This window comes from Acidovorax sacchari, from assembly GCF_042847045.1.
Taxonomy (GTDB): domain Bacteria; phylum Pseudomonadota; class Gammaproteobacteria; order Burkholderiales; family Burkholderiaceae_C; genus Paracidovorax; species Paracidovorax sacchari.
On the sequence record NZ_AP035783.1, the window covers coordinates 3,752,475 to 3,777,144 of the forward strand.

Here is a 24,670-nt window from a genome sequence, read left to right on the forward strand (position 1 = left end):
CCTGGAACACCCCCGATGCATCCCTCCTCCCCGCCCACGACCTCCGCCGCCTCCGGCCTTCCCCCCATCGTCATCGCCACGCGTGAAAGCCGCCTCGCGCTGTGGCAGGCCGAGCATGTGCAGGCCCTGCTGCGCGCGCGCGGCCACGCCGTCGAACTGCTCGGCATGACCACCCAGGGCGACCAGATCCTCGACCGCACCCTGTCCAAGGTGGGCGGCAAGGGCCTCTTCGTGAAGGAACTGGAAGTCGCCCTGGAAGAAGGCCGCGCCCACGTAGCCGTGCATTCGCTCAAGGACGTGCCCATGGAGCTGCCCGAAGGCTTCGAGCTGGCCTGCGTGATGGAACGCGAGGATCCGCGCGACGCCTTCGTCTCGCCCCGCCATGCCTGCCTCGCCGACCTGCCCGAGGGCGCCGTGGTCGGCACTTCCAGCCTGCGCCGCCAGGTGCTGTTGCAGGCGCTGCGCCCCGACCTCGTCATCCAGCCGCTGCGCGGCAACCTCGACACCCGCCTGCGCAAGCTCGACGAAGGCCAGTACGACGCCATCGTGCTGGCGGCCGCGGGCCTCAAGCGCCTGGGGCTGGAAGGCCGCATCCGCGCCCTGTTCGAGCCCGACGACATGCTGCCGGCCGCCGGCCAGGGCGCGCTGGGCCTGGAGATACGCTCCGAACGCCATGACCTGCTGCAGGCGGTGGCGCCGCTCGCCCACCAGGCCACCTGGCTGTGCGTGGCCGCCGAACGCGCCGTGAGCCGCGCCCTGGGCGGCAGCTGCTCCGTGCCGCTGGCGGCCCACGGCCGGTGGACGGACGCCGGCACGCTCCGCCTGGACGGTGCCTGGGGCGATCCCGAGGGCATCCGCCCCCTGGTGCGCGTGCAGATATCCGCGCCGGTCGCCTCCCTGCCCGAAGCCGAAGCGCTCGGCTCCGCCGTCGCGGCGCGGCTGCGCGCGGACGGCGCGCAGATCCCGGCCTGACCGCCGCGCCCGCCCACAGAGCCCCATCCACCCCGTGCACCGCGCCCCCCCGCCTTCGGCCCCGCGCCGCGCCATCGTCACCCGCCCGGAGCGCGACGCCACGCAATGGGTCGTGCACCTGCATGCGCGCGGCATCGACGCCGTGGCCCTGCCCCTCATCGCCATCCGCGGGTGCGCCCATCCCGAGGCCCGCGCGGCACTGCAGGCAGCCCGCGAGGCGTGGCCCCGCTGGCGCGCGGTCATGTTCGTGAGCAGCAACGCGGCCCACTATTTCTTCGATCCGCCAGGAACGGGCGCCGCGCTGTTCGCCGGCGATCCGGCCGCGCTGCCGCGGATCTGGGCGCCGGGCCCCGGCACCGCCCAGGCGCTGCGGCAGGCCGGCGTGCCCGCGGAGTCCATCGACCGGCCCGCGCCCGACGCCGCGCAGTTCGACTCCGAATCCCTGTGGGCCCAGGTAGCGCCGCAGGTGCGGCACGGCGACCGCATCCTCGTCGTGCGCGGCGCGCAAGCCGACGCCGACGCCGACGGCGCGGACACCGTCGCGGGCACGGGCCGCGAATGGCTCGCGCAGCAGATCGCCGCGGCCGGCGGGCAGGCCGAATTCGTCGCGGCCTACGAACGCGGCGCCCCCGACTTCAGCGCAGAGCAGCTGGCCCTCGCCCGCGCCGCGGCCACGGACGGCTCGCTCTGGCTCTTCAGCAGTTCCGAGGCGGTGGCGCACCTGGATGCAGCGCTGCCCGGACAGAACTGGTCCGGTGCGCGCGCGCTCGCCACCCATCCCCGCATCGCGCAGGCCGCGCAGGACGCCGGCTTCGGAGCCGTGCGCCAGTGCCGCCCGGCCCTGAACGACGTGGTCGCATCGATAGAATCCCACCCATGAGTTCCGAGCCCCACCACGCACCTTCCGCGCCTCCCGCAACCCCGGCGCCCCAGGCTTCCGGCGTGCAGCGCGCCGTGCTGACGCTGCTCGGCGTCGTGGCCGTCGCCGGCCTCGCGACCAGCGTCATGCTGTGGCAGCGCCTCGGCAGCATCCAGGAACAGCTCGCACGCCAGTCGGCCGATGCGGGCGCGCAGTCCATCGAGGCCCGCACCCTCGCCAACCAGGCACTGGACATGGCGCGCGACGTCTCGGCGCGCATCGCGGTGAACGAAACCCGCGTGAGCGAAGTCGCCCTGCAGCGCAGCCAGCTCGAGGAACTCATGCAGAGCCTCTCGCGTTCGCGCGACGAGAACCTCGTGGTGGACATCGAATCCGCGCTGCGCCTCGCGCAGCAGCAGGCCCAGCTCACCGGCAGCCTGGAGCCCGTCATGGCCGCGCTCAAGAGCGCCAGCCAGCGCATCGAGCGGGCCGCGCAGCCGCGCCTGGCCCCCGTGGCGCGCGCCATCGGCCGCGACCTCGACCGCGTGGGCTCGGCACAGGTCACCGACACGGCCGGCCTGCTGGCCCGCCTGGACGACCTCATGCGCCAGGTGGACGAACTGCCCCTGCAGAACGCCGTCGCGCAGGCCGCGGCCACGCGGCGCATGAATGCCGCCGCCCGCCCGTCCGAGGGCCCGGCCGCGCCCGGTGCCGACGGCCCCCTGCCCTGGTGGCAAGCCACGCTGCAGCGCGGCTGGGAAGTCGTGCGCGACGAGGCCCGCCAGCTGCTGCGCGTCACCCGCATCGACCGTCCGGAGGCCATCCTCATCGCCCCCGACCAGGCCTTCTTCCTGCGCGAGAACCTCAAGCTCCAGCTGATGAACGCCCGCCTCGCGCTGCTCGCGCGCCAGTACGAATCGGCACGCGCCGACCTCTCCGCCGCGAACAACGCCCTGGGCCGGTACTTCGATCCCGCATCGCGCCGCACGCAGACGGCCGCCACGGTGCTGCAGCAGGCACAGGTCCACCTCAAGGGCGCGGCCCTGCCCACGCTGGACGAAACCTTCGCCGCGCTGGCCACCGCCGCCGCCGGCCGCTGAACCGCGCAGGAGACCACCGACCCATGCGCGCAGCACTCTGGTTCCTGGTACTTTTCGGCACGGCCGTGGCGGCCGCCCTGTTCGCGGGCAACAACCAGGGCACCGTGACCCTGTTCTGGCCACCCTACCGCGTGGACCTGTCGCTCAACTTCGTGCTGCTGCTGTTCTTCGGCGGCTTCGCGATCCTCTATGCCGCGCTGCGTGCCCTGTCGGCCCTGCTCGAGCTGCCGGGCCAGGCACGGCGCTGGCGCGTGCAGCAGAAGGAGCGCTCCATGCACGCGGCCCTGCTCGACGCGCTCTCGCAGCTGCTGGCCGGGCGCTTCCTGCGCTCGCGCAAGGCCGCCATGGCCGCCCTCGCCCAGGAAAACGCCCTGGAAGCCGCCGGAGAAACCGTGCCGCACGGGCGCCAGCTGCGCACGCTGGCCCACCTCGTCGCCGCCGAAAGCTCCCACGCCCTGCAGGACCGCGCCACCCGCGAGGCCCACCTGCGCAACGCCCTGGACAACATCCCGGCCCGCGCGCCCGTGAGCGAACTGGAACTGCGCGAAGGCGCCCAGCTGCGCGCCGCCCGCTGGTCGCTCGACGAACGCGACGCGGCCACCGCCCTGGAGCACCTCGCCGCCCTGCCCCAGGGTGCGGCCCGGCGCACGCTGGCCCTGCGGGCGCGCCTCAAGGCCACGCGCCTCTCGCACCAGACCCAGGAGGCACTGGAGACCGCCCGCCTGCTCGGCAAGCACCGCGCCTTCTCTCCCGCCGCGGCGCAGAGCATCGTGCGCGGGCTCGCCATCGAACTGCTCAACGGCGCGCACGACCCCGCCCAGCTGCAGCACACCTGGATGTCGTTCGAGCCGGCGGAGCGCGCCATGCCCGAACTGGCGATCCATGCCGCGCAGCGCCTCACCGAACTCGGTGGCGACCACGGCCAGGTCCGCACCTGGCTGCTGCCCGCGTGGGAGCGCATGGTGGACGCCGCCAACCCGCTGCCCGACGCCCACGCACTCAAGCTCGTGCGCGTGCTGGAAAGCAACCTCGACGCGCTCGACGCCGCCTGGCTGGCTCGCATCGAATCCGCCCAGCAGGCCAATCCGCGCGACGCGCGCCTGCAATACCTGTCCGGCATGGCCTGCCTGCGCCGCCAGCTCTGGGGCAAGGCCCAGCAGCTGTTCACCCAGGCCGCCCAGCAGCTCGACGAAGGTCCGCTGCGCTGCCGTGCCTGGCGCCACCTCGCGGAGCTCGCGGAACAGCGCGGCGACACGGAAGCGGCCGCCACGGCCTGGAAGCACGCCGCGCTGGCCTCCTGAGCCGCCTCGCCCTGCTCAGCCCGGCGGCTCCAGCGGTCCATCGAGGTTCCAGCCCCCGCCCTCCCAGGTCCAGGCCACCTGCGGCACCAGCGCCTGCAGGAAATGCCGGTCATGCGACACCACCACCATCGCCCCGGTGAACGACGACAGCGCCTCCTGCAGCGCCTCTACCGCGCGGGCATCCAGATGATTGGAAGGCTCGTCCAACAGCAGCAGCTGCGCAGGCGCGCCACCCCAGAGGGCACAGGCCAGCGCCGCCCGCACCCGCTCGCCTCCGCTGAGGCGGCCGGACGGGCACAGCACGCGGTCCGCATCCAGGCCGAGCTGCGCCAGGCGCGTGCGCAGTTCCGCCGTGGGCAGCGGCGACTCCGCCAGCGCGAGCACCTCCATCACGCTGCGCTCCGGCGGCAGCAGCGCCCGGGCATCCTGGTCCAGCCAGACCGGACGCACCGGGCAGACAACGCGGCCGGCCGCGGGCGCCAGGTGCCCCGCCAGCATGCGCAGCAGGGTGCTCTTGCCGCAGCCATTGGGTCCGGTCACGGCGATGCGCACCGGGCCGCTCCAGAGCCCGTCGAGCGGCGTCTTCGGTCCGAACGGTGGCACCACCCCCTCCAGCCGCAGCACCGGCTTGCCTGCCGGAACGGCACTGGCAGGCAGCGGCAGCGCCACGGCCGCCTCCGGCCCCACCCTGGCGAACGCGTCGCGCACGGTCTCCTCGATCCGGTCACGCACCTGCTGCCGGCGCATGCTCTCCCGTCCCGCGTGCGCTTCGGCCTGGTCCTTCATGCGGTCCAGCACCAGGGGCGACTGGTTCGCGTCCCGGCGTGATGCACTCCCGCGCGCGGTGCGCCGGGCCTGGGCCTGCTGCTGGCGGCGCAGTTCGCGCAACGCCCCATCGCGCTGCGCACGCGCCTGCCGCAGCGCCTCGTGCGCGGCCCGGGTTTCGGCAGCCTTCTGGGCCGCATACGCGCTCCAGCCGCCACCATACAGCCGCAGGCCGCGCGGCGACAGTTCAGCGATGCGGTCCGCACCCTCCAGCAGCGCCCGGTCATGGCTCGCCACCAGCACGGCACCCGGGCCGCCACGCACGCCATCCAGCGCCTGCTGCAGCCAGCGCCGTGCTTCGCCATCCAGGTGGTTGGTGGGCTCGTCCAGCAGCAGCACATCGGCCTGCGAAAAAAAGGCCCCGGCGAGGGCCACTCGCACACGCTCTCCTCCGCTGAGGCGGCTCGCATCGGCATCGCGGTGCAGGTGGCCGAGCCCGGCGCGTTCCAGCGCCTGCCGCCAGCGCGCAGGCCAGTCCCAGCGGCCGTCCGCCAGAAGCAGGTCCTCGGCACCGCCCAGGCCGCACTCCAGCCTCTGCAATGCCTCCAGTTCGCGGTCGAGGCCCGCCAGCGCGGCCAGGGTCGCGCCGGGCGGATGCTGGCCCACGGCCCGCAACGTTCCCGTGCACAGCACATTGCCGGAAGACGGCAGCAACGCGCCGGCCGCGATCGACAGCAGCACGCTCTTGCCCACGCCGTTGTCGCCCACCAGGCCGGTGGTGCCGGGCGGCAGGCTCAACGTCGACGGCTCCCCCCACAGCGGTTCGCCGCCGGGAGGACACCACTGCACTAGGCGCAGCTGCAGCCGGGAGGCCGCCCCCTCGGCGCCATGGGAGGGCAACGTGTGATCGGAAAAGGAAGAAGCAGCGCGCGGTGCGCCGCGGGAAGAAAGCGGACGGATGTCCGCGTTGAAGGTCGCCATGCCGGGCCACTCCAAGCCATCGTGATCGGCCACCCCGCAACAAAAAGGGTGGAACGGATGGGAGGGGGCTCACAGGCGCATCGGCGGATACCTCGAAGAAAAAGTGGGGGGGACGACAGATGGCCAGGAAAGGCCTCGGTGCCGACTATACGTCCGCTCCAGGGGCTTCCGCAAGTTGCTCTATATGAAATTGATTACGGATAGTACAATCACCCCATCCATCCCCAGGAGACAACCATGAGCGCACTGCCCCGCCCCGACCTGGCCACCCTGCCCGCACCCGCCGCCGTGCAGCAACTGCACCACTACGCCTACCGCGCACGCGACGCCGAAGAAACGCGGCACTTCTACGAAGACATCCTCGGCCTGCCGCTCTACCACATCATCCAGAGCGACTACGTGCCCAGCACCGGCGAATACTGCCCCTACACGCACTTCTTCTTCCGCCTGCGGGACGGCTCCTTCATCGCCTTCTTCGACCTGGGCGACGACGTGAAGCCCGAACCCTCGCCCAACACCCCGCAGTGGGTCAACCACATCGCCTTCCGCGTCGATACGGTCGAGGAACTCGAGAACACCAAGGCCCGCCTGCAGGCGCACGGCATCGAGGTGCTCGGCGTGACCGACCACCACATCTTCAAGAGCATCTATTTCTTCGACCCCAACGGCATCCGGCTCGAACTGGCCGCCCAGCTGGCCGACGAGGAGCACATGGCCAAGGACAGCCAGGTGGCCCACCAGCGCCTCGCCGAATGGACGGCCCGCAAGGAGCAATGGCGCCGCGAGCGCGCCGAAGGCAGGTCGGCCGCCCCGCTCAAGCCCCAGGCCAACGACCGGCCGGAGTACGTGCCGGGTACTCCCGACTGAGACAGGTAACCAGGCTGTCCGACCTGCCTGGCGCAGGTCCGGAAGCGGCAGCCGGGCTCAGCCCCCGGCCTGGTGCATGCGCATCACCTGGTGGCGCTGCCAATAGGCATTCACCACGGCCTTGAACCGGTCCTTCTCCGACCGCATGCCTGCCAGCGCGATCCTGGTGGTGCGGTGCCGCAGCATTTGCTTTTCCGGATGGGTGACCACCAGCGCGTTCGTGAACGCGCTCTCGCTGAACTGCAGCGCCTTCACGGCGTCCCAGGGCACGTGCTGGTCACCCCGAGTGGCCCGGATGCCGTCGATGCCCACCTCCACCGCATGGCCACCCTTGACCTCGAACGACTGCGGGGGAAAGTACTGCAGCACGATTGCCCGCTCAGCGTCATTCGCGGGCTCGTAACGGTAGGCCAAGCTGCGCTCGTGGTTCTCCGCGAAAGCCGCCTCGTATTCCGACCACAGCCGCGACTCGATCGCCCCGGCCGTGAGGATGTCCTGCGCCCAGGTGGATGCCGGCGCGCGGCGCACGATGGCACCATAGTCGGCTTCGGCCAGCGACACACCCACGCGCCCGATGCGCTCGGGCATGGGCGGGTGCGAATCGAAGGGATGCGGCACGTGGGCCGAGCGCATGGCTTCGGCGAAACCGGGCGACTCCGCATAGGGCCCGAGCCCCTGCGCGATGAAGCCCGCGATGCCCAGCGCCTGGCCGTGGCGCTGGTCCCGGCCGAACAGGTCTTCCTCGATGCGGTGCCGGTACTGCGCGTAGGCGGCGATCTTCACGAGCGACCGGGCGATGCCCTCGGGCGACACCGCCTCCGCGGCCGTGCGGTCGGCCCGGAATTCGCGCTCGCGGCTGTCCCGCGCGAGGGCGATCTCGAAGATGGTGCGGTAGAGCGTGAGCAGCGGCGACGCCAGCGCCGACAGGCCACCCTCGCGCACCGCATGCAGGTAGTGGTCGAACTGCACCAGCTTCGGGCCCAGGCGGGCGCTGCTGCGCGTATCGCCGCCGCCCAGGTGGGCCAGTTCGTGCGCCAGCACCGCGTCGGCCTCGTGCTGGTCCAGCACCCGCAGCAGCGGGAGGCTGACGAACAGCGTGCGGCCCGTGAGTTCGCGCCCCTGCACGGTCAGCGGCGCCTCGGTGACGAAGAAATTGGCATCGATGCCGCCCACGATATGGCGCGGAGGCTCCGTGCCCAGGCGTGCGGCCAGGGCGCGCACCCGCTGCCAGAGCTGCGGTGCGTCGGCTTCCGCGATGGTCTCGCCCGTCACCGCGTTGTCCCGTGGCAGCCTGCGGAAGATCGCCGCCACGGCCAGGACCACGGCCACGGCCATGCCCAGCGCCACCACCAGGATGAGCTTGGGCGAGTACCGGTGGAAGAAGAACGCCGGCACCCAGAACGCGAGCCACGTCAGCATGGCTCCCTGCACGACCAGCGAGATCGCGCTCGCCCAGGTGGTGATCCGCCATCCCGCCACGAAGCTCGCGTACTGCAGCGGCCGGTTCACGAACGCCAGCGCCCCCAGCCCGAGCACCGAGAGCAGCAGCGCGGCGCCGCCCAGGAGCGTCGCGGCCGACAGCCGGTGGGCCAGGTCGAACTGCCACGCGGGCGAGAAACGGCCGCACAGGCGCTCGCGCACCGCGGCGACGCGTGGATGCGTGTCCTGGCAGGCGCCGGACGGTGGATGGCTGCGGAAGAACGCGCGCTGGGCCTCTTTCTCGGCCGCGGGCATCGACGGCTCGGCATCGATGCGGCGCTCGATGTCCGCCAGGAAGCGGGCATCTTCCGTGCCCTGCACGTGCCGCGCGAACAGCATCGTCGCGGCGGGGACCAGAAAAAGGGAAACCAGGGTGAGCAAGGCCACTCTCAGGAGGCCCTTGCGGAATTCGGAAGATGCGTTCATCGGCACTGCGCCTTGTTGGAATGGTTTTTCATCACCGGCGCGGCCTGCCCCCTCCGGGCGGCCCGCGGTGGCGGAGCCGCGAATTATTCGCAGCCGGCGCAGCGCGGTCCACCACCGGTACGTAACAAAACGAGACACCGCCTGCGGCATGCCCCCCGGAGCCGCGCCCGTAGAATCCCCCGTTCAGCCCATTTCCCACGCGACAGCGCCTCTTTGCGGAGGCGCCGCACCTGCCCGTTTCCACGCCCATGAGCTCGCCCCTGCACCAGCCCGGCCTTGAAAGCCTGTCCAAGTCCTTCGAACCCTCCGCCCTGGAAGCCCACTGGGGCCCCGAGTGGGAGCGCCGGGGCTACGGCGCGGCGGGCTACCGCGGCACCGGCGCGCCGGATGCCGGCGCCGCCGCGCGCGGCGAGAACTTCGCCATCCAGCTGCCGCCGCCCAACGTGACCGGCACGCTGCACATGGGCCATGCGTTCAACCAGACCATCATGGACAGCCTCGCGCGCTACCACCGCATGCGGGGCCACAACACGCTGTGGGTGCCCGGCACCGACCACGCCGGCATCGCCACGCAGATCGTGGTGGAGCGCCAACTGCAGGAACAGGGCGTGAGCCGCCACGACCTGGGCCGCGAGGCGTTCACCCGCAAGGTCTGGGAATGGAAGGAAAAGAGCGGCAACACCATCACCACGCAGATGCGCCGCCTGGGCGACAGCGTGGACTGGAGCCGCGAATACTTCACCATGGACGACAAGCTCTCGAAGGTCGTCACCGACACCTTCGTGCGCCTCTACGAGCAGGGCCTGATCTACCGCGGCAAGCGCCTCGTGAACTGGGACCCGGTGCTGCAGTCCGCCGTGTCCGACCTGGAAGTGGAAAGCGAGGAGAAGGACGGCTCGCTCTGGCACATCGCCTATCCGCTCACCGATGGTTCCGGCAGCCTCACGGTGGCCACCACGCGGCCCGAGACCATGCTGGGCGACGTGGCCGTGATGGTCCACCCCGAGGACGAGCGCTACACGGCCCTGGTCGGCAAGACCGTCACCCTGCCCCTGGTGGGCCGCGAGATCCCCATCATCGCCGACGCCTACGTCGACAAGGAATTCGGCACCGGCGTCGTCAAGGTCACGCCCGCGCACGACCCCAACGACTACCAGGTGGGCCAGCGCCACGGCCTGCCCATGATCGTGGTGCTGACCCTGCAGGCCACCATCAACGAGAACGCCCCCGAGAAATACCGCGGCATGGACCGCTTCGTGGCCCGCAAGGCCATCGTGGCCGACCTGGAGGCCGCCGGCGCATTGGTCGAGACCAAGAAGCACAAGCTCATGGTCCCCATCTGCACCCGCACCGGCCAGGTGGTCGAGCCCATGCTGACCGACCAGTGGTTCGTCGCCATGAGCGAAGTGGGCAAGGGCGACCCGACGGGCAAGTCGATCGCGCAGAAGGCCATCGACGCCGTGGCCTCCGGCCAGGTGCAGTTCGTGCCCGAGAACTGGGTCAACACCTACAACCAGTGGATGAACAACATCCAGGACTGGTGCATCAGCCGCCAGCTCTGGTGGGGCCACCAGATTCCCGCCTGGTACGACGAGGCCGGCAAGGTCTATGTGGCCCGCAGCGAGGCCGATGCCCAGGCCCAGGCCGGTGCGGGCGCCAAGCTCACGCGCGACGCCGACGTGCTGGACACCTGGTATTCCTCCGCGCTCGTGCCCTTCTCGTCGCTGGGCTGGCCCGAAGCGCTGGAAGATGCTTCGTCCACCAAGGACTACGACCTCTACCTGCCCTCCTCCGTGCTGGTCACGGGCTACGACATCATCTTCTTCTGGGTGGCCCGGATGATCATGATGAGCACCCACTTCACGGGCCGCGTGCCGTTCAGGCACGTGTACATGCACGGCCTCGTGCGCGACGCCCAGGGCAAGAAGATGTCCAAGTCCGAAGGCAACGTGCTCGACCCGGTGGACCTGATCGACGGCATCGCGCTCGAGCCCCTGCTGGAAAAGCGCACCACCGGCCTGCGCCGCCCCGAAACCGCGCCCCAGGTGCGCAAAAACACGCAGAAGGAATTCCCCGAAGGCATTCCCGCCTACGGCGCCGACGCGCTGCGCTTCACCTTCGCCGCGCTCGCCAGCCTGGGCCGCAGCATCAACTTCGACAGCAAGCGCTGCGAGGGCTACCGCAATTTCTGCAACAAGCTCTGGAACGCCAGCCGCTTCGTGCTCATGAACTGCGAAGGCCACGACTGCGGCCTCTCGGACCACACCCAGGCCGACTGCGACGGCGGCTACCTCCAGTTCAGCCAGCCCGACCGATGGATCGTCTCCGCCCTGCAGAAGGTGGAGGCGGAAGTCGCCAGGGGCTTCGAGGACTACCGCCTCGACCACGTCGCCCAGGCCATCTACGAATTCGTCTGGAACGAGTTCTGCGACTGGTACCTGGAAATCGCCAAGGTGCAGATCCAGACCGGCGGCGAAGCGCAGCAGCGCGCCACGCGCCGCACGCTGATCCGCACGCTGGAAACCATCCTGCGCCTCGCGCACCCGCTGATCCCGTTCATCACCGAAGAGCTCTGGCAGAAGGTCGCCCCGGTGGCCGGCCGCGAGGGCGCGTCGGTCAGCGTCGCCCCCTATCCGCAGGCCCAGCCCGAACGCATCGACGAGGCCGCCATCGCCCATGTCGGCCGCCTCAAGGCCCTGGTCGATGCCTGCCGCACGCTGCGCGGCGAAATGAACGTCTCCCCCGCCACCCGGCTGCCGCTCTACGCCGTCGGCGACGCCGACTTCATGCGCGCGGCCGCGCCGGCCCTGCAGGCCCTGGCCAAGCTCAGCGAAGTCAAGGTGTTCGACGACGAAGCCACCTGGGCCGCCGCCGCGCATGCCGCGCCCGTGGCCGTGGTCGGCGAGGCCCGCCTGTGCCTGCACATGGAAATCGACGTGGCCGCCGAGAAGGCCCGCCTCGCCAAGGAGATCGGCCGCATCGAGGGCGAGATCGCCAAGGCGCGCGGCAAGCTCGCGAACGAGGCTTTCGTCGCCAAGGCGCCGCCGGCCGTCATCGAGCAGGAGCAGAAGCGCGTCGCGGACTTCGGCGCCACGCTCGAGCGCCTGCGCGACCAGTTGGCGCGGCTGGGGTGAACCACCCTCAGGGGTGTAACCAGGTGCAGTTTCAGTTGAAGGCCTACGGTGGTGCCCCCACCCTCCTTCGACAATGATCCAACTCAGAACCGAGGAATCTTCAATGAGCGACAACTCCGCGATCCGCAAAGCCGTCTTCCCCGTGGCCGGCCTGGGCACCCGCTTCCTGCCCGCCACGAAGGCATCCCCCAAGGAGATGCTGCCGGTGGTGGACAAGCCGCTGATCCAGTACGCCGTCGAAGAGGCCTACGCGGCCGGCATCCGCCACATGATCTTCGTCACCGGCCGCAGCAAGCGCGCCATCGAGGACCATTTCGACACTGCCTACGAACTGGAAAACGAACTGGAAGCCGCCGGCAAGAACGACCTGCTGCAGCTCGTGCGCTCGGTCGCGCCCAACGACATGGACTGCGCCTTCGTGCGCCAGCCGCGCTCCCTGGGCCTCGGCCATGCCGTGCTCTGCGCCGAGCCGCTCGTGGGCCGCGAACCCTTCGCCGTGCTGCTCGCCGACGACCTCATGGTGGGCCCCCCCGGCGGGCAACCCGTCATGGCCCAGATGGCAGCCGCCTTCCGCAAGCAGGGCCGCTCGCTGCTGGCCGTGCAGGAAGTGCCGCAGGACCAGGTGCGCCGCTACGGCATCGTGGCCGGCGAACCTGCCGGCGGCCCGCTGATCCGCATCGAGCGCATCGTCGAGAAGCCGGCGCCCGAAGACGCCCCCTCGCGCATGGGCGTGGCCGGCCGCTACATCCTCACGCCGGGCGTGTTCGACGAGATCCGCAACCAGCCCCAGGGCGTGGGCGGCGAGATCCAGCTCACCGACGCCATCGCCCGCCTCATGGCCCGCGAAGCCGTCTATGCCTTCCGCTACGAAGGCAAGCGCTACGACTGCGGCAGCAAGGAAGGCTTCCTGGAAGCCACCGTGGAACTGGCCCTGCAGCATCCCCAGGTGGGCGCCGCCTTCCGCGAATATCTCAAGACCGTGGAAATCTGATCTGCATATTCGGCAAGCACCCGCTGCCATCGAAAAAAGGCGCTCCCCGGGAGCGCCTTTTTGCTGGCCTCGCCCCGTCCGCGGAGCATGGCAGCATGCCTGTGCGGCCGGGGCCTAGCGCCGCCGCAGCACGTGGGTGTATTCCTCGCCCGCCGTGCTCTGGTCCAGCAGTTCGTTGCCGGTCTGCTTCGCGAACGCCTGGAAGTCGCGCAGCGAGCCGTTGTCGGTGGACACCACCTTGAGCACCTCGCCGCTGGCCATGGCGGCGAGCGCCTTCTTGGCCTTCAGGATGGGCAGCGGGCAGTTGAGCCCGCGGGTGTCGATTTCCTTGTGGATGTGCATCGTCGTCGGCTTCCTGGCGAAGAGAGAAAGAATTCTAGAGCGGCCCGGGCCGCGCCAGCCCTGCTGCCGGGTCTGCAGTGGCGCCTGCCTGCCCCGGGGCAACGGGTGCGGGCGCCTCGCTGCGCTGGCCCGGCCACTCCATGAACGTGGGTTCGATGCCGCGGCCGCGCAGCCAGTCGGCCAGCGCCTGCCCCGTGCCGGCGGGCCAGCACCGCAGGTTTTCCGGCGAGATCAGCCGGTAGTCCACCAGTTCGGGCGACAGCTGCACCGTGCCGTGCGCCACCGCATGGTAGGCCACGATGACCTGGTTCATGCGCTGGAAGTCGTACACCCCGATCAGCGACAGCGCGCTTACGTCGAGGTTCGTCTCTTCCTTCACCTCGCGCACGATGCCTTCCTGCGGCGTCTCGCCCGCCTCCATGAAGCCCGTGATGAGCGCGAAGGCCTTGTGCTCCCACGCCGCGTTGCGCGCCAGCAGCACGCGTCCGTCCAGCTCGACGACCGCGGCCAGCACGGGCGTGGGATTGTTCCAGTGCGTCCAGCCGCAGGCCGGGCAGCGCAGGCGCTGCCGCTCGCCGCCGTCTTCCAGGGCCGTGACCCATGCCAGCGGCGTGGCGCACTGGGTGCAGAAACGCGGTTCGGAATGCATCGTGCCGCTGCCAGCCCCGCCGCTCAGGCGGGAAACACCCCGGTGGACAGGTAGCGGTCGCCCCGGTCGCACACGACGAAGACGATGGTCGCATCCCGCTCGCGCCGCGCGATCTCCTGCGCAGCCCAGCAGGCGCCGGCGGCGGAGATGCCCGCGAAGATGCCCTCTTCGCGCGCGAGGCGGCGGCACATGTCCTCGGCATCGTCCTGGCCGACATTGATCGTCTCGTCCACCGCGCGCGGATCGTAGATCTTGGGCAGGTACTCCTGCGGCCACTTGCGGATGCCCGGAATGCGCGACCCGTCCTTGGGCTGCGCACCGATGATCTGGATGGCGGGATTCTTTTCCTTCAGGAAGCGCGACACGCCGGTGATCGTGCCGGTCGTGCCCATGGCGCTCACGAAATGCGTGATGCGCCCGCCCGTCTGCTCCCACAGCTCGGGCCCGGTGGTCTCGTAGTGGATGCGCGGATTGTCCGGGTTGGCGAACTGGTCGAGCACCACGCCCTTGCCCTGTCGCACCATGGTCTCGGCCAGGTCGCGCGCGTACTCCATGCCGCCGCTCTTGGGCGTGAGGATCAGTTCCGCGCCGAAGGCCTTCATCGTCTGCGCCCGCTCCACCGACAGGTCTTCCGGCATCACCAGCACCATCCGGTAGCCCTTGATCGCCGCCGCCATCGCGAGCGCGATACCGGTATTGCCCGACGTCGCCTCGATCAGCGTGTCACCCGGCTTGATCTCCCCACGCTCCTCCGCGCGCCGGATCATCGACAGTGCGGGCCGGTCCTTCACGGAGCCCGCCGGGTTGTTGCCCTCCAGCTTGCCCAGCACGACCGTGCCGCGCTCGGCGTTCTCCCGCGCGCCGATGCGCTGCAGGGCGACCAGCGGCGTGCGGCCGATCGCGTCTTCGATGGTGGGATACGTGGGGGAAGGGGTGGTAGCCATAGCCCCCTACTGTGCCATAATCCCGGGCTTCCTTCTTCGCGTCGCCCGGGTGGTGAAATTGGTAGACGCAGGGGACTCAAAATCCCCCGCCGCAAGGCGTGCCGGTTCGATTCCGGCCCCGGGCACCATGGCTGCAACGCCATGGTTTAGGAATAATTTCCTCATCGTTTCCTCGGCCGGTTCCGCAAGGACGCCCAGAGAAGCGCATGGTTTCCGCCCTGTCTGGCAAGAATCCCCATAGGCGCAAGAGCGACGCGACGGTCCACTATCCAATAGCGGAAGCAGCGGGATGCCAAGTTCCCCGCGCCATCAGTACCTGGACACGCCTCCGGTATTCAACAGGTCCTGGCGCACGATCAGCGCGGCCGAGGTGACTGCGGTTGTTGCACCAATGGCAGGCCCCCCGCAATATTGACAGGGTGATCAGGCCCGGCATCAATGCATCATTGCCACCGTTTTCACAACGAGGCAACCTCATGCATTTGTTTTGCTTACGGGGCTTTACTCCGACCGCCGCTTGCCTCCTCGGCTTGGCGGGATGCGCCACATCGCCGTACATGTCACCGACCAGCGGCCCCACGGCAACGATCCAAGTTGCCTCTGTACACGGCGCAGACATCGGCACCCGCAGCGCCACGGGCGCCTGCGAACGCCAAAGCTTCCGAGCAGACCGTGGAGAACGACATGCGAATCTGGCCCTGATACCGGCGTCCCGGCCTGTTTGGCTGGGCATGGGGAGCACTAATGGTGCATGGGCCTGTACTGCGTCCTTCAGTTTTATGCCCGAGCCGGGAGGGCACTACAGTGCCGCTTTCGCGATCACTCCGATAGGCGACAGCCGCTGCGTCCTCTCGGTGACGCAACGGCTGCCATCCGGGGAGGAGGTGCGCGTCAAAACCAGGAAGACCAGCTGGAATAGCTTCTGCCAAGGCGCAGACCAGGGACCTTGAGCATGTGACCGTTGGCGCTCCATGGCATCGACATGCTGCTGTAGAACGCAAACAGGACTATGCGATGTGCGCCACCCGCGCAGCAGCCAGGTGCCACAAGATCACTGGATTGAAGCAGCGCTCACCGCGACCACTTCCGCTCGGCTTTCGGCTCCACCGTGATGTCCACGTGCTTCTGCACTTCGGGCCGGCCGGTACGGGGATTGGTGTCCACCACATCCTCCAGCGTGATCTTGCTCACCTCGGCCTGGGTGTCTGCCTCCAGATCCTCCAGCACCTCGCCCACCCGCTTCTCTGCGGCATCCACCTGTTGCTGCGTGGCGGGAGACGGGGTGGTGCGGGACAGCATGGCGGAGTTCCTTGGAGGAGTGGCGGAAGGGATCGAGGCCGTCAGGGCCGGGCCCGTGCAATGGCCAGACAGCCCGGCAGCCCCGCGCAATGGGGAGGCATATCGGCCGGCTCCGGCGGAGGCGCCGGAACATCGGGCTCGACGGGCTGGTCGCCCTTGTCGGCGGGGGAACGGTGCGGGGAAGGCATGGGGAGCGGGAATGAGGGAGAGCGGCGGCGCAGGGGCCTGGCTCAGAAGCCGCTCATGACGGATGCGGCGAAGTAGGCAATACCCAGGCTGGAAAAAAGCACGAATCCGGCCACGACAGTCAGCATTTCTTTCATGTTCGTCCTTCAATGGGGAACATTGCCCGGCCGGGGTCGATGCGCAACGCATCGAAAATGGCGCCACGGCCGGCGCGGAATTCCTGGAAAACAGCCGGGGGCCACGCCGCCCGGACCACCTTCACGAGAGCCCGCCGCGGGACGATCCGTCACCGGGCCTGGCCACTTGTTTTCAATCCTCGGGCACCTGCCGGAGGAGGGGAACAATTCCCGTCTCCTGCAGGCGCAGCCGCTACTGTATGAAATCCCCGAATTCCGCGGTGTAGGACGAATGCCGGACCGGTGTCGGACGGTCGGGCGGCGGAAAATAAAAAGCCGGGGCGCAACCCCGGCCTGGCGCGCGGCGGCGGGTCAGCCTTCCTGGCGGCGGATGACGGCGCGGCCGCTGTCCGTGATGACCAGGTCGCCGGTGGCGTTCTTCGCGATGTAGCCACGCTCGTAGAGGCGGCCCGACAGGTGGTGGCGCAGGGCCTCCGGCACGCTGATGGCGCGGCCGATTTCCAGTTGCTTGAGGGCTTCGAGTTCATCGACCGTGGGATCGAAGTGGGGGGCGTGGTAGGTGCCGCTCGTGTGGTTTTGCATGTGCCGGTACTCCTTGTTGTGACGATAGGCAGGGAAACAGAGCCTGCAAGCGCCTGCTCTACAGCAGGTAGGTACAGCCTAGCCCCGGGTGGCGGCCGATGCAACCGGACAGGGCGCCGTCACGGTCAAGACGCGGCCATGTCCTGCAGCCAGGCAGCGAAGGCCGCGACGACCGGCGGCTGGGACTGCGCGGGGGTGACGAAGTAGTAGCCCCGCCCTCCCCGCGGGGGAAGGTCGCAGGCCGGCACCAGTTCGCCCCGTGCGCGCTCGGGCTCGATCAGCATCAGCGGCACCAGCGCCACGCCCAGGCCGTGGGCGGCCGCCACGGCGGACATGGAAAAGAGTTCGTAGCGCGGGCCGTCCAGGGCATGCTGGGGGGCATGCACCCCCATGGACTCGAACCACTGGCGCCAGGCCAGCGGCCGCGTCGTCTGCTGCAGCAGCGGCAGTTCAGCCAGCGCTTCCGGCGGCAGGGGCTGACCCTCCGGCAGCAGCGCGGGGCTGCAGACCGGCGCCACGTCCTCCTGCATCAACCGCAGGGCCTGGGTGCCGGGCCAATTGGCCACCTGCTCCGGCGTGCCGGCGTAGAGGGCCGCATCGAAGCCCGCGTCCGCGAAAAGGAAGGGCCGCACCTGGGTCTCGATGTGGACGACGATGTCGGGATGCCGCTCGGCCAGACGGGGCAGGCGGGGCACCAGCCAGCGGGTGGCGAATGTGGGCACGGCGGCGAGGCGGATGGAGCCGCCCTGCCCCTGGTGGGCCATGACGTCGAGCGTGTCGCGCTCCAGGCCTTCGAGCCAGCGCCCGACCTGGGCGGCGTAGTGCGTGCCGGCAGGCGTCAGGGCCACGCCGTGGCGGGTGCGGCGGAACAGGGCCACGCCCAGGAATTCCTCCAGCGCCATGATCTGCCGCGACACGGCGCTTTGCGTAAGGAACAGTTCCTGGGCGGCGCGGGTGTAGCTTTCGTGGCGGGCGGCGGCTTCGAAGCAGGCCAGGGCCTGGGTGGACGGCAGGGTGCGGCGCATGGGAAGATGCTACACAGGTATTCCAGAACCTCATTTCTGGATGCAACTTCATCGCTTGCCGATGCCCTTCCGCAAGGCATAGCATCCACGCATCCCGAGTGACATGCCGAAGCGGCAAATCACATCTTCCGCCCGATTTTCAGGAGACACACCATGGCCCGCCCTGCCGCCTTCCACTGGGAAGACCCCTTCCTGCTCGACCAGCAGCTCAGCGACGACGAGCGCATGGTGCGCGATGCCGCTGCGGCCTACTGCCGCGACCGGCTGGCGACCCGCGTGCTGGAGCAGTTCCGCCACGAGAAGACCGATACGGCCATCTTCCGCGAGATGGGCGAACTGGGCCTGCTGGGCCCCACCATTCCAGAGCAGTACGGCGGCCCGGGGCTGAACTACGTAGCCTACGGCCTGATCGCCCGCGAGATCGAGCGCATCGATTCGGGCTACCGCTCCATGGCCAGCGTGCAGAGTTCGCTGGTCATGGTGCCGATCTTCGAGTTCGGCACCGAGGCGCAGAAGCAGAAGTACCTGCCGAAGCTGGCGAGCGGCGAGTGGATCGGCTGCTTCGGCCTGACCGAGCCCGACCACGGCTCCGACCCCGGCAGCATGGCCACGCGCGCCTACAAGACCGCGGGCGGCTACAAGCTCAAGGGCAGCAAGATGTGGATCACCAACAGCCCCATCGCCGACGTGTTCGTCGTGTGGGCCAAGGAGGTGAGCGAGGCCGGCGCCGTGGGCCCGATCCGCGGATTCGTGCTGGAAAAGGGCATGCAGGGCCTCACGGCGCCGGCCATCCACGGCAAGGTGGGCCTGCGTGCCTCCATCACCGGCGAGATCGTGATGGACGACGTGTTCGTGCCCGAGGAAAACGCGTTCCCCGAGGTGCAGGGCCTGAAGGGCCCGTTCACCTGCCTGAACAGCGCGCGCTACGGCATCGCCTGGGGCGCGCTGGGCGCGGCCGAGTTCTGCTGGCACACGGCACGCCAGTACACGCTGGACCGCAAGCAGTTCGGCCGGCCGCTCGCCGCCAACCAGCTCATCCAGAAGAAACTGGCCGACATGCAGACCGAGATCGCCATCGGCCTGCAGGCCTGCCTGCGCCTGGGCCGCATGAAGGACGAGGGCACGGCCGCCGTGGAGGCCACCTCCATCATCAAGCGCAACAGCTGCGGCAAGGCGCTGGACATCGCCCGCATGGCGCGCGACATGATGGGCGGCAACGGCATCAGCGACGAGTTCGGCGTGGCGCGCCACCTGGTGAACCTGGAGGTGGTCAACACCTACGAGGGCACCCACGACGTGCATGCGCTCATCCTGGGCCGCGCCCAGACGGGCATCGCCGCGTTCGCGAACTGACGGCGCCATGGACGCGGCTCTCCCGCCCTCTCCCTCGCCCTCCCATCCAGCCTCTGCCGCGCCCGGCGCGCTCGCCGGCATCCGGGTGCTCGACCTCTCGCGCGTGCTGGCCGGGCCGTGGTGCACCCAGGTGCTGGCCGACCTGGGCGCCGACGTGGTCAAGGTCGAGCGCCCCGGCCTGGGCGACGACACCCGCCAGTGGGGCCCTCCGTTCCTGAAGGATGCCGAGGGCCGCGAGACGGACCAGGCGGCCTACTTCACGGCCTGCAACCGCAACAAGCGCTCCATCACCATCGACATGGCCCACCCGGGAGGCCAGGCGCTGATCCGGGACATGGCGCTCCGGGCGGACGTGGTGGTGGAGAACTTCAAGGTGGGCGGACTGAAGCAGTATGGCCTGGACCACGAGAGCCTGCGGGCCCTGAACCCGCGGCTCATCTACTGCTCGGTGACGGGCTTCGGGCAGGACGGCCCCTATGCGGCGCGGGCCGGCTACGACCTGATGGTGCAGGCCATGACCGGGCTCATGGACATCACCGGCCGGGCGGACGGCGAACCGGGCGGCGGACCGCTGCGGGTGGGCGTGGCGGTGATCGACCTGTTCACGGGCCTGTATGCCAGCAACGCCATACTGGCAGCGCTGCATGCCCGGGACAACGCCGCCACGGGCACCGGCCAGGGCCAGCACATCGACATGGCGCTGCTGGACGTGGGCATGGCCGTGCTGGCCAACCAGGCCGCGGGTTTCCTGGCCACCGGGGAATCGCCGCGGCGCCAGGGCAACAGCCACCCGAGCCTGGTGCCCTACCAGGACTTTCCCACGGCCGACGGCGCCATGCTGCTGGCCATCGGCAACGACGGCCAGTTCGCGCGCTTCTGCACGGCCGCCGGACAGGCTGCATGGGCATCGGATCCACGGTTCAGCACCAATACGCTGCGCGTGCGGCACCGAGCGGAACTGGTGCCGCTCGTGGAGGCCGTGACCCGCACGCGCACCACCGCGCAGTGGGTCGCGTTGCTGGAAGACAAGGCCGTGCCCTGCGGGCCGATCAACAGCATTGCGCAGGCCTTCGACGATCCCCAGGTACGAGCACGGGGCCTGGCAGTGGAACTGCCGCGCCGGCCCGACGGCAGTGCGGGTGCCGACGGCATCGCCACCGTGCGCGGCGTGGCCAGCCCGATGCGGCTGTCGGCCACGCCGCCAGTGCTGCGCAATGCGCCGCCCGCCCTGGGGCAGCACACCGAAGAGATCCTGGAGGACCTGGGGCTGGACGCGGCGGCCGTGGCACGGTTGCGCCTGGCGGGGGTGGTGTAACCTGGGCGGGTGGCGTCGGCCTGGGCACCCGGTGGATCGGGGCCCGCGCCGACAGACAGCGCGGCGGCAGGTCAACCAAAATGCAGGCTGACGCGTCATTTTGCTGTCATCCTTCGCCCGGCCGGCGGTCTGCCGGCCAGGCGCCCTTTCACCGCGGACCGGCCCGCCCCCGGGCTCCGGAGCCGCACCTCCAGCGAGAGCCCATGCGCCTGCCCGCCCTCCTCCTCAAATCCCTGGCCGCCACCGCCGTGTGCGCCATGGCTGCGGGTTGCGCCGTGCCGGGCGACCCGTACTACGACTACGGCTACGCCTCCGGCCCGACCTACGGCAACACCTATCCCGCCAGCCCGTCCTACCCCTACGGCGGTGCGGTCACGGTGTACGAACAACCCACCTACGTGGTGCCCCGGCCCGGCTATCCCGTGGTCGTGCCGGCTCCCGGCTATGCCGTGCGGCCCAATCCCTGGGACGACGGCTGGCGCGATCGCCGGGACCGAGACGACCGGGATCGCGCATGGCGTGAGCGGCGCGACCGCGAGGCCTGGGAGGCACGCGAGCGTGAACGGCAGCGTGAACGTGACCGGGACCGGGACCGCGCCCAGCCGCCGGGACCATCGCTGAGCGGCACCCTGCAGCAGGAATCCCGTCGCAAGGCGGACGAGCAGCGCTGGCGGGACGAAATGCGCTCCCAGGGCCGTCTGCCTCCGCAGGAGGGCCCCGGTCGCCTCTTCCAGAGGCCCTGAACCTGCCGCATGAAAGGCCCCCTTCCATGACCGGGTTGACCTCCCATGCGCGCGCCTTGAGGGGCCCGCAGGCGGGGCTTCTGCGCAGCGCCGCCTGCGTGGCCGTGCTGTGCCTGGCGGGCACGTTCGCCCAAGCCCAGGTCGTGCGCTGCACGGACCCCTCGACCGGCCAGGTGACCTATACGGACGGACGCTGCGACCGGGGAGCATCGGTGCGGGAGGTCGAACCCCGCAGGACCCCGGAAGAGATCGCGCAGGAACGCGAGCAGGCGCGCGAGGCGCTGGAAGCGAAGCGCCAGCGCCAGCAGGCCGAAGCGCAGGCAGAGCAGCAGCAGGCCCGGCGGGAAGCCCAGGAGTCACGTGCCCGGGGCCGGGAAATCTCCACCGATCCGGCGCGTTCGCCGGAGTGCGCGCGGTCCCGCCGGCAGCTCGACCGCGTGGCCGCCGAGAGCGGCCAGGGCAGCTACGAGGCCCAGGCCCGCCTGGCAGCGGCGCAACGGCAGATGGAACTGGACTGCCTGGGCTCCGCGGGCTATGCGCAGGTGGAGCGCTCGCGCGGCGGAGGTACCACCTACGGGACGCAGGACGTCTATGTGCCGCCCGTGGTGGTGGTGCCGCGGCATCCCGTGGTGGTACAGCCGGCCGTGCCGGTGCCCAGGCCTCCGGGCACGCAGTGCAACGTGTTCCGGTGCTATGACGGCAACGGGAACGTCTATCCGCGGTGACAGCCTGCGAGGCCCCTCAGAGGCTGCGCAACCCTTCGGCCACCGTCGGATAACGCAGCCGCACGCGCAACTCCTGCGCGAGCCGGGTGGCATCGAGCCGGCGCGATTCGCCCATGAAGCTCAGCAGCATGGGCGATAGCTCTTCGCGGGCCTGCTCCCGCGTGATCCTGCGCGGGCGGGGCAGCCCGTACAGGTCGGCGGCGAGGTCGAAGTAGTCGCCCATCTTCAGGCCGCTCGCGTCGCTCACGTGGTAGATGCGCTGCGCCCGCCCCCGCCAGAGGGCGGCGATGCAGGCGCGCGCGAGGTCGTCGGCGTGGATGTGGTTGGTATGCACATCGTCCCCGGGCACCAGCGCGGGCGTGCCGCGGCGCAGCCGCGCCTCGGGCGTGCCGCCCTCGCGGTCGGGCGCATAGATGCCGGGAATGCGCAGCACGCTCGCACGCACGCCGGCCCGGCCCAGCTGGCGCACGGTACGTTCGGCATCGATGCGCCTGCGGGCGCGCGGCGTGGCCGGCGCGACCGGCCGGGTTTCCGGCACGAGGGCACCGGCGCAGTCGCCATAGACCCCGCTGGTCGAGCCGTACACCAGCGCGCGCGGCAGGCTGCGCAGCCTCAGCACGCGCGCCAGGCCCGCCGTGCGCGGGTCGGCCCACCAGGCAGCGCCGACGTCGCGCTCCCCGGGCGGCGGGGCCAGGTGCAGGACGCGCGTGGCCAGTCCCGCGAGGCGGCGCAGCGTGCGCGCATCGTCCAGGGTGCCCTGCAGCGGCACGATGCCGGCCGCGCGCAATGCCGCGACGCGCCCGGGGCTCGAGGTGAGCGCCAGCACGCGCGGGCGCGGCGATCCCTGCGCGGCCCGCAGGGCGCCCACCGCGCGCAGGCCCACGTCGCCGCAGCCGACGACCAGCACACGTTCACGGCGGAAACGCGCTGGCAGCGCGCCGAGGGGGGTCAGGTTTGAGGGCAAAATCCAGATCCGGCAACGAAGAGACACGCAAGGATAACGACCCCATGAACACCGCAGCGACGGCCGCAGCCTCCCACCAGATCACCGTGCAGCCCAGCGGCCGCGCCTTCACCGCCCAGGCCGGCGAAACCCTGCTGGGCGCCGCCATCCGCAGCGGCGTGGGCCTGCCCTACGGCTGCAAGGACGGCGCCTGCGGCTCCTGCAAGTGCCGCAAGCTGAGCGGCTCGGTCGTGCACGGCGAGCACCAGTCCAAGGCCCTGACGCCCGAGGAGGCCGACGCGGGCTTCGTGCTCACCTGCTGCGCGCAGCCGCTCACCGACGTGGTGCTGGAGTCGCGCCAGGTGACCGACGAGAGCGCCTATCCCGTCAAGAAGATGCCGGTGCGCGTTTCCACGCTCACGCGCGCCTCGCACGACGTGATGGTGGTTCGCCTGCAACTGCCCGCGGCCGACACGTTCCGCTACCACGCGGGCCAGTACGTGGAGTTCATCCTCAAGGACGGTGCGCGCCGTGCCTATTCCATGGCCAGTGCGCCGCACACGCAGGAGGGCAACCCGGGCGTCGAGTTGCACATCCGGCACATGCCGGGCGGCCGCTTCACCGACCACGTCTTCGGCGCCATGAAGGAAAAGGAGATTCTTCGCGTGGAGGGGCCTTTCGGCAGCTTCTTCCTGCGCGAGGACAGCGCCAAACCCATCATCCTGCTCGCATCGGGCACGGGTTTCGCGCCGGTGAAGGCCCTCATCGAGCACCTGCGCTTCAAGGGAATCGACCGGCCGGCCACGCTCTACTGGGGCGGCCGCCGCCCGGCGGACCTGTACATGGACGCCTGGGTGCGCGAACGCCTGGCGGACATGCCCCAGCTGCGCTACGTGCCGGTGGTGTCGAACGCGCTGCCGGAAGACGGATGGACGGGCCGCACGGGCTTCGTGCACCAGGCCGTGATGGACGACCATGCCGACCTGTCGGGCCACCAGGTGTATGCCTGCGGAGCGCCTGTGGTGGTGGAGTCGGCGCGCAAGGCCTACAGCGCAGAATGCGGCCTGCCGCCGGAGGAGTTCTATGCCGACGCCTTCACGTCGGAGGCCGACAAGCACGGCGATACCGTCGCCGCGTAACGGGACCGGCCTCCCTGCCCCGCTGCCGGCGGCGGGCCGTCAGTCAGGCCATCGCCCGGCACAGTTCCGCGCAGCGGCGGCACATGGCCTCGCAGGCCTGGCAGTGCGCCATGTCGTGCCGGCCGCATTCATTCGCACAGGCATCGCACAGGCGGGCGCAGAGCGCGCAGATCTCGTAGGCGTGGGCGCTCTCGCGCGCCATCGCCGCCGCGGCCGTGCGGCAGATGTCCGCACAGTCCATGTCGAGCGCAATGCAGCGCACCATGTGCCGCGGGTCCGGCTCGCGCAGGCAGGCGGCGGCGCAGTAGTTGCACGCATCCGCGCAGTCGTTGCAGGCGCTGATGCAATCCGCATAGCGGGAAGGGGGAAGCGTGTCCTGGGAAGTCTGCATGGGGAAGTCCTTGACGAAGGGG

Annotated in this window: 22 protein-coding genes and 1 tRNA gene; 13 read left to right on the forward strand and 10 right to left on the reverse strand. The window is 70.3% G+C overall.

Features of this window, described 5'->3' with window-relative positions:
* Window positions 1–15 precede the first annotated feature (15 nt).
* From hemC to ACGHC0_RS16620, 4 genes are read left to right on the forward strand one after another with little or no spacing between them, the layout of a single operon-like run.
* Complete coding sequence (gene hemC / locus ACGHC0_RS16605) at window positions 16–972, forward strand: hydroxymethylbilane synthase (RefSeq protein ID WP_368352023.1); 957 nt, start codon at window positions 16–18, stop codon at window positions 970–972.
* A 34-nt stretch (window positions 973–1,006) separates the two neighbouring features.
* Window positions 1,007–1,852 carry a uroporphyrinogen-III synthase gene (locus ACGHC0_RS16610; RefSeq protein WP_415266200.1) on the forward strand — a complete coding sequence of 282 codons (846 nt, stop codon included), beginning with the start codon at window positions 1,007–1,009 and terminating at the stop codon, window positions 1,850–1,852.
* Window positions 1,849–2,931: a uroporphyrinogen-III C-methyltransferase gene (locus ACGHC0_RS16615; RefSeq protein ID WP_368352025.1), complete on the forward strand. Its 1,083-nt coding sequence runs from the start codon at window positions 1,849–1,851 to the stop codon at window positions 2,929–2,931. The genes ACGHC0_RS16610 and ACGHC0_RS16615 overlap by 4 nt, the downstream gene beginning before the upstream one ends.
* A 23-nt stretch (window positions 2,932–2,954) precedes the next feature.
* Window positions 2,955–4,232 (forward strand): heme biosynthesis protein HemY, encoded by a 1,278-nt coding sequence (locus ACGHC0_RS16620; protein ID WP_368352026.1) that lies wholly within the window; start codon window positions 2,955–2,957, stop codon window positions 4,230–4,232.
* Window positions 4,233–4,247: 15 nt separating this feature from the next.
* Here ACGHC0_RS16620 and ACGHC0_RS16625 read toward each other — a convergent pair whose 3' ends face one another.
* Complete coding sequence (locus ACGHC0_RS16625) at window positions 4,248–5,978, reverse strand: ABC-F family ATP-binding cassette domain-containing protein (protein ID WP_415926590.1); 1,731 nt, start codon at window positions 5,976–5,978, stop codon at window positions 4,248–4,250.
* 237 nt (window positions 5,979–6,215) lie between these two features.
* Here ACGHC0_RS16625 and ACGHC0_RS16630 point away from each other — a divergent pair, with 237 nt between their 5' ends.
* Window positions 6,216–6,845: a VOC family protein gene (locus ACGHC0_RS16630; RefSeq protein WP_415266202.1), complete on the forward strand. Its 630-nt coding sequence runs from the start codon at window positions 6,216–6,218 to the stop codon at window positions 6,843–6,845.
* Between the two features lie 57 nt (window positions 6,846–6,902).
* Here ACGHC0_RS16630 and ACGHC0_RS16635 read toward each other — a convergent pair whose 3' ends face one another.
* The gene (locus ACGHC0_RS16635) at window positions 6,903–8,750 is read right to left on the reverse strand and encodes a M48 family metallopeptidase (protein WP_368352029.1); all 1,848 of its coding nucleotides are present in this window, start codon (window positions 8,748–8,750) and stop codon (window positions 6,903–6,905) included.
* A 248-nt stretch (window positions 8,751–8,998) separates the two neighbouring features.
* Here ACGHC0_RS16635 and ACGHC0_RS16640 point away from each other — a divergent pair, with 248 nt between their 5' ends.
* Window positions 8,999–11,884 (forward strand): valine--tRNA ligase, encoded by a 2,886-nt coding sequence (locus ACGHC0_RS16640; protein WP_415266203.1) that lies wholly within the window; start codon window positions 8,999–9,001, stop codon window positions 11,882–11,884.
* A gap of 103 nt (window positions 11,885–11,987) precedes the next feature.
* A complete protein-coding gene (gene galU / locus ACGHC0_RS16645) occupies window positions 11,988–12,875 on the forward strand; it encodes a UTP--glucose-1-phosphate uridylyltransferase GalU (RefSeq protein WP_368352031.1) in 888 nt (295 codons plus the stop codon).
* Window positions 12,876–12,989: 114 nt separating this feature from the next.
* Here the strand turns inward: galU and ACGHC0_RS16650 are convergent, their stop codons facing one another.
* The 3 genes from ACGHC0_RS16650 to cysM are packed head-to-tail and all read right to left on the reverse strand — an operon-like array spanning window position 12,990 to window position 14,810.
* Entirely contained in the window at window positions 12,990–13,217 is a 228-nt protein-coding gene (locus tag ACGHC0_RS16650) for a sulfurtransferase TusA family protein (protein ID WP_415266204.1), read from the reverse strand.
* A 34-nt stretch (window positions 13,218–13,251) separates the two neighbouring features.
* Window positions 13,252–13,866 carry an NUDIX hydrolase gene (locus tag ACGHC0_RS16655; RefSeq protein WP_415266205.1) on the reverse strand — a complete coding sequence of 205 codons (615 nt, stop codon included), beginning with the start codon at window positions 13,864–13,866 and terminating at the stop codon, window positions 13,252–13,254.
* Between the two features lie 23 nt (window positions 13,867–13,889).
* Window positions 13,890–14,810, reverse strand: a complete 921-nt coding sequence (cysM, locus tag ACGHC0_RS16660) for a cysteine synthase CysM (protein ID WP_415266206.1) — start codon at window positions 14,808–14,810, stop codon at window positions 13,890–13,892.
* A 43-nt stretch (window positions 14,811–14,853) separates the two neighbouring features.
* Here cysM and ACGHC0_RS16665 point away from each other — a divergent pair.
* A tRNA-Leu gene (locus ACGHC0_RS16665) sits at window positions 14,854–14,938 on the forward strand.
* A 943-nt stretch (window positions 14,939–15,881) separates the two neighbouring features.
* On the opposite strand, the gene ACGHC0_RS16670 is transcribed toward ACGHC0_RS16665, so the two are convergent.
* The 3 genes from ACGHC0_RS16670 to ACGHC0_RS16680 form a co-directional block, all read right to left on the reverse strand.
* Window positions 15,882–16,109: a hypothetical protein gene (locus ACGHC0_RS16670; protein WP_011795111.1), complete on the reverse strand. Its 228-nt coding sequence runs from the start codon at window positions 16,107–16,109 to the stop codon at window positions 15,882–15,884.
* Between the two features lie 674 nt (window positions 16,110–16,783).
* A complete protein-coding gene (locus tag ACGHC0_RS16675) occupies window positions 16,784–17,014 on the reverse strand; it encodes a hypothetical protein (protein ID WP_013595569.1) in 231 nt (76 codons plus the stop codon).
* A gap of 125 nt (window positions 17,015–17,139) precedes the next feature.
* A complete protein-coding gene (locus ACGHC0_RS16680) occupies window positions 17,140–18,039 on the reverse strand; it encodes a LysR substrate-binding domain-containing protein (protein ID WP_415266207.1) in 900 nt (299 codons plus the stop codon).
* Between the two features lie 153 nt (window positions 18,040–18,192).
* On the opposite strand from ACGHC0_RS16680, the gene ACGHC0_RS16685 reads away from it, so the two are divergent.
* The 4 genes from ACGHC0_RS16685 (at window position 18,193) to ACGHC0_RS16700 (ending at window position 22,175) form a co-directional block, all read left to right on the forward strand.
* A complete protein-coding gene (locus tag ACGHC0_RS16685) occupies window positions 18,193–19,392 on the forward strand; it encodes an acyl-CoA dehydrogenase (RefSeq protein ID WP_415266208.1) in 1,200 nt (399 codons plus the stop codon).
* Window positions 19,393–19,399: 7 nt separating this feature from the next.
* Window positions 19,400–20,707, forward strand: a complete 1,308-nt coding sequence (locus ACGHC0_RS16690) for a CaiB/BaiF CoA transferase family protein (RefSeq protein WP_368352035.1) — start codon at window positions 19,400–19,402, stop codon at window positions 20,705–20,707.
* Window positions 20,708–20,910: 203 nt separating this feature from the next.
* Window positions 20,911–21,450 carry a hypothetical protein gene (locus ACGHC0_RS16695; RefSeq protein ID WP_415266209.1) on the forward strand — a complete coding sequence of 180 codons (540 nt, stop codon included), beginning with the start codon at window positions 20,911–20,913 and terminating at the stop codon, window positions 21,448–21,450.
* A 26-nt stretch (window positions 21,451–21,476) separates the two neighbouring features.
* Entirely contained in the window at window positions 21,477–22,175 is a 699-nt protein-coding gene (locus ACGHC0_RS16700) for a DUF4124 domain-containing protein (RefSeq protein WP_415266210.1), read from the forward strand.
* Between the two features lie 16 nt (window positions 22,176–22,191).
* On the opposite strand, the gene ACGHC0_RS16705 is transcribed toward ACGHC0_RS16700, so the two are convergent.
* A complete protein-coding gene (locus ACGHC0_RS16705; protein WP_415266211.1) occupies window positions 22,192–23,139 on the reverse strand; it encodes an NAD-dependent epimerase/dehydratase family protein in 948 nt (315 codons plus the stop codon).
* Window positions 23,140–23,183: 44 nt separating this feature from the next.
* Between ACGHC0_RS16705 and ACGHC0_RS16710 the strand changes: the two genes are divergently transcribed.
* A complete protein-coding gene (locus ACGHC0_RS16710; RefSeq protein ID WP_368352039.1) occupies window positions 23,184–24,257 on the forward strand; it encodes a CDP-6-deoxy-delta-3,4-glucoseen reductase in 1,074 nt (357 codons plus the stop codon).
* Between the two features lie 43 nt (window positions 24,258–24,300).
* Here the strand turns inward: ACGHC0_RS16710 and ACGHC0_RS16715 are convergent, their stop codons facing one another.
* On the reverse strand, window positions 24,301–24,648 hold the full coding sequence (locus tag ACGHC0_RS16715; protein ID WP_288495747.1) for a four-helix bundle copper-binding protein: 348 nt from the start codon (window positions 24,646–24,648) through the stop codon (window positions 24,301–24,303).
* Window positions 24,649–24,670 lie beyond the last annotated feature (22 nt).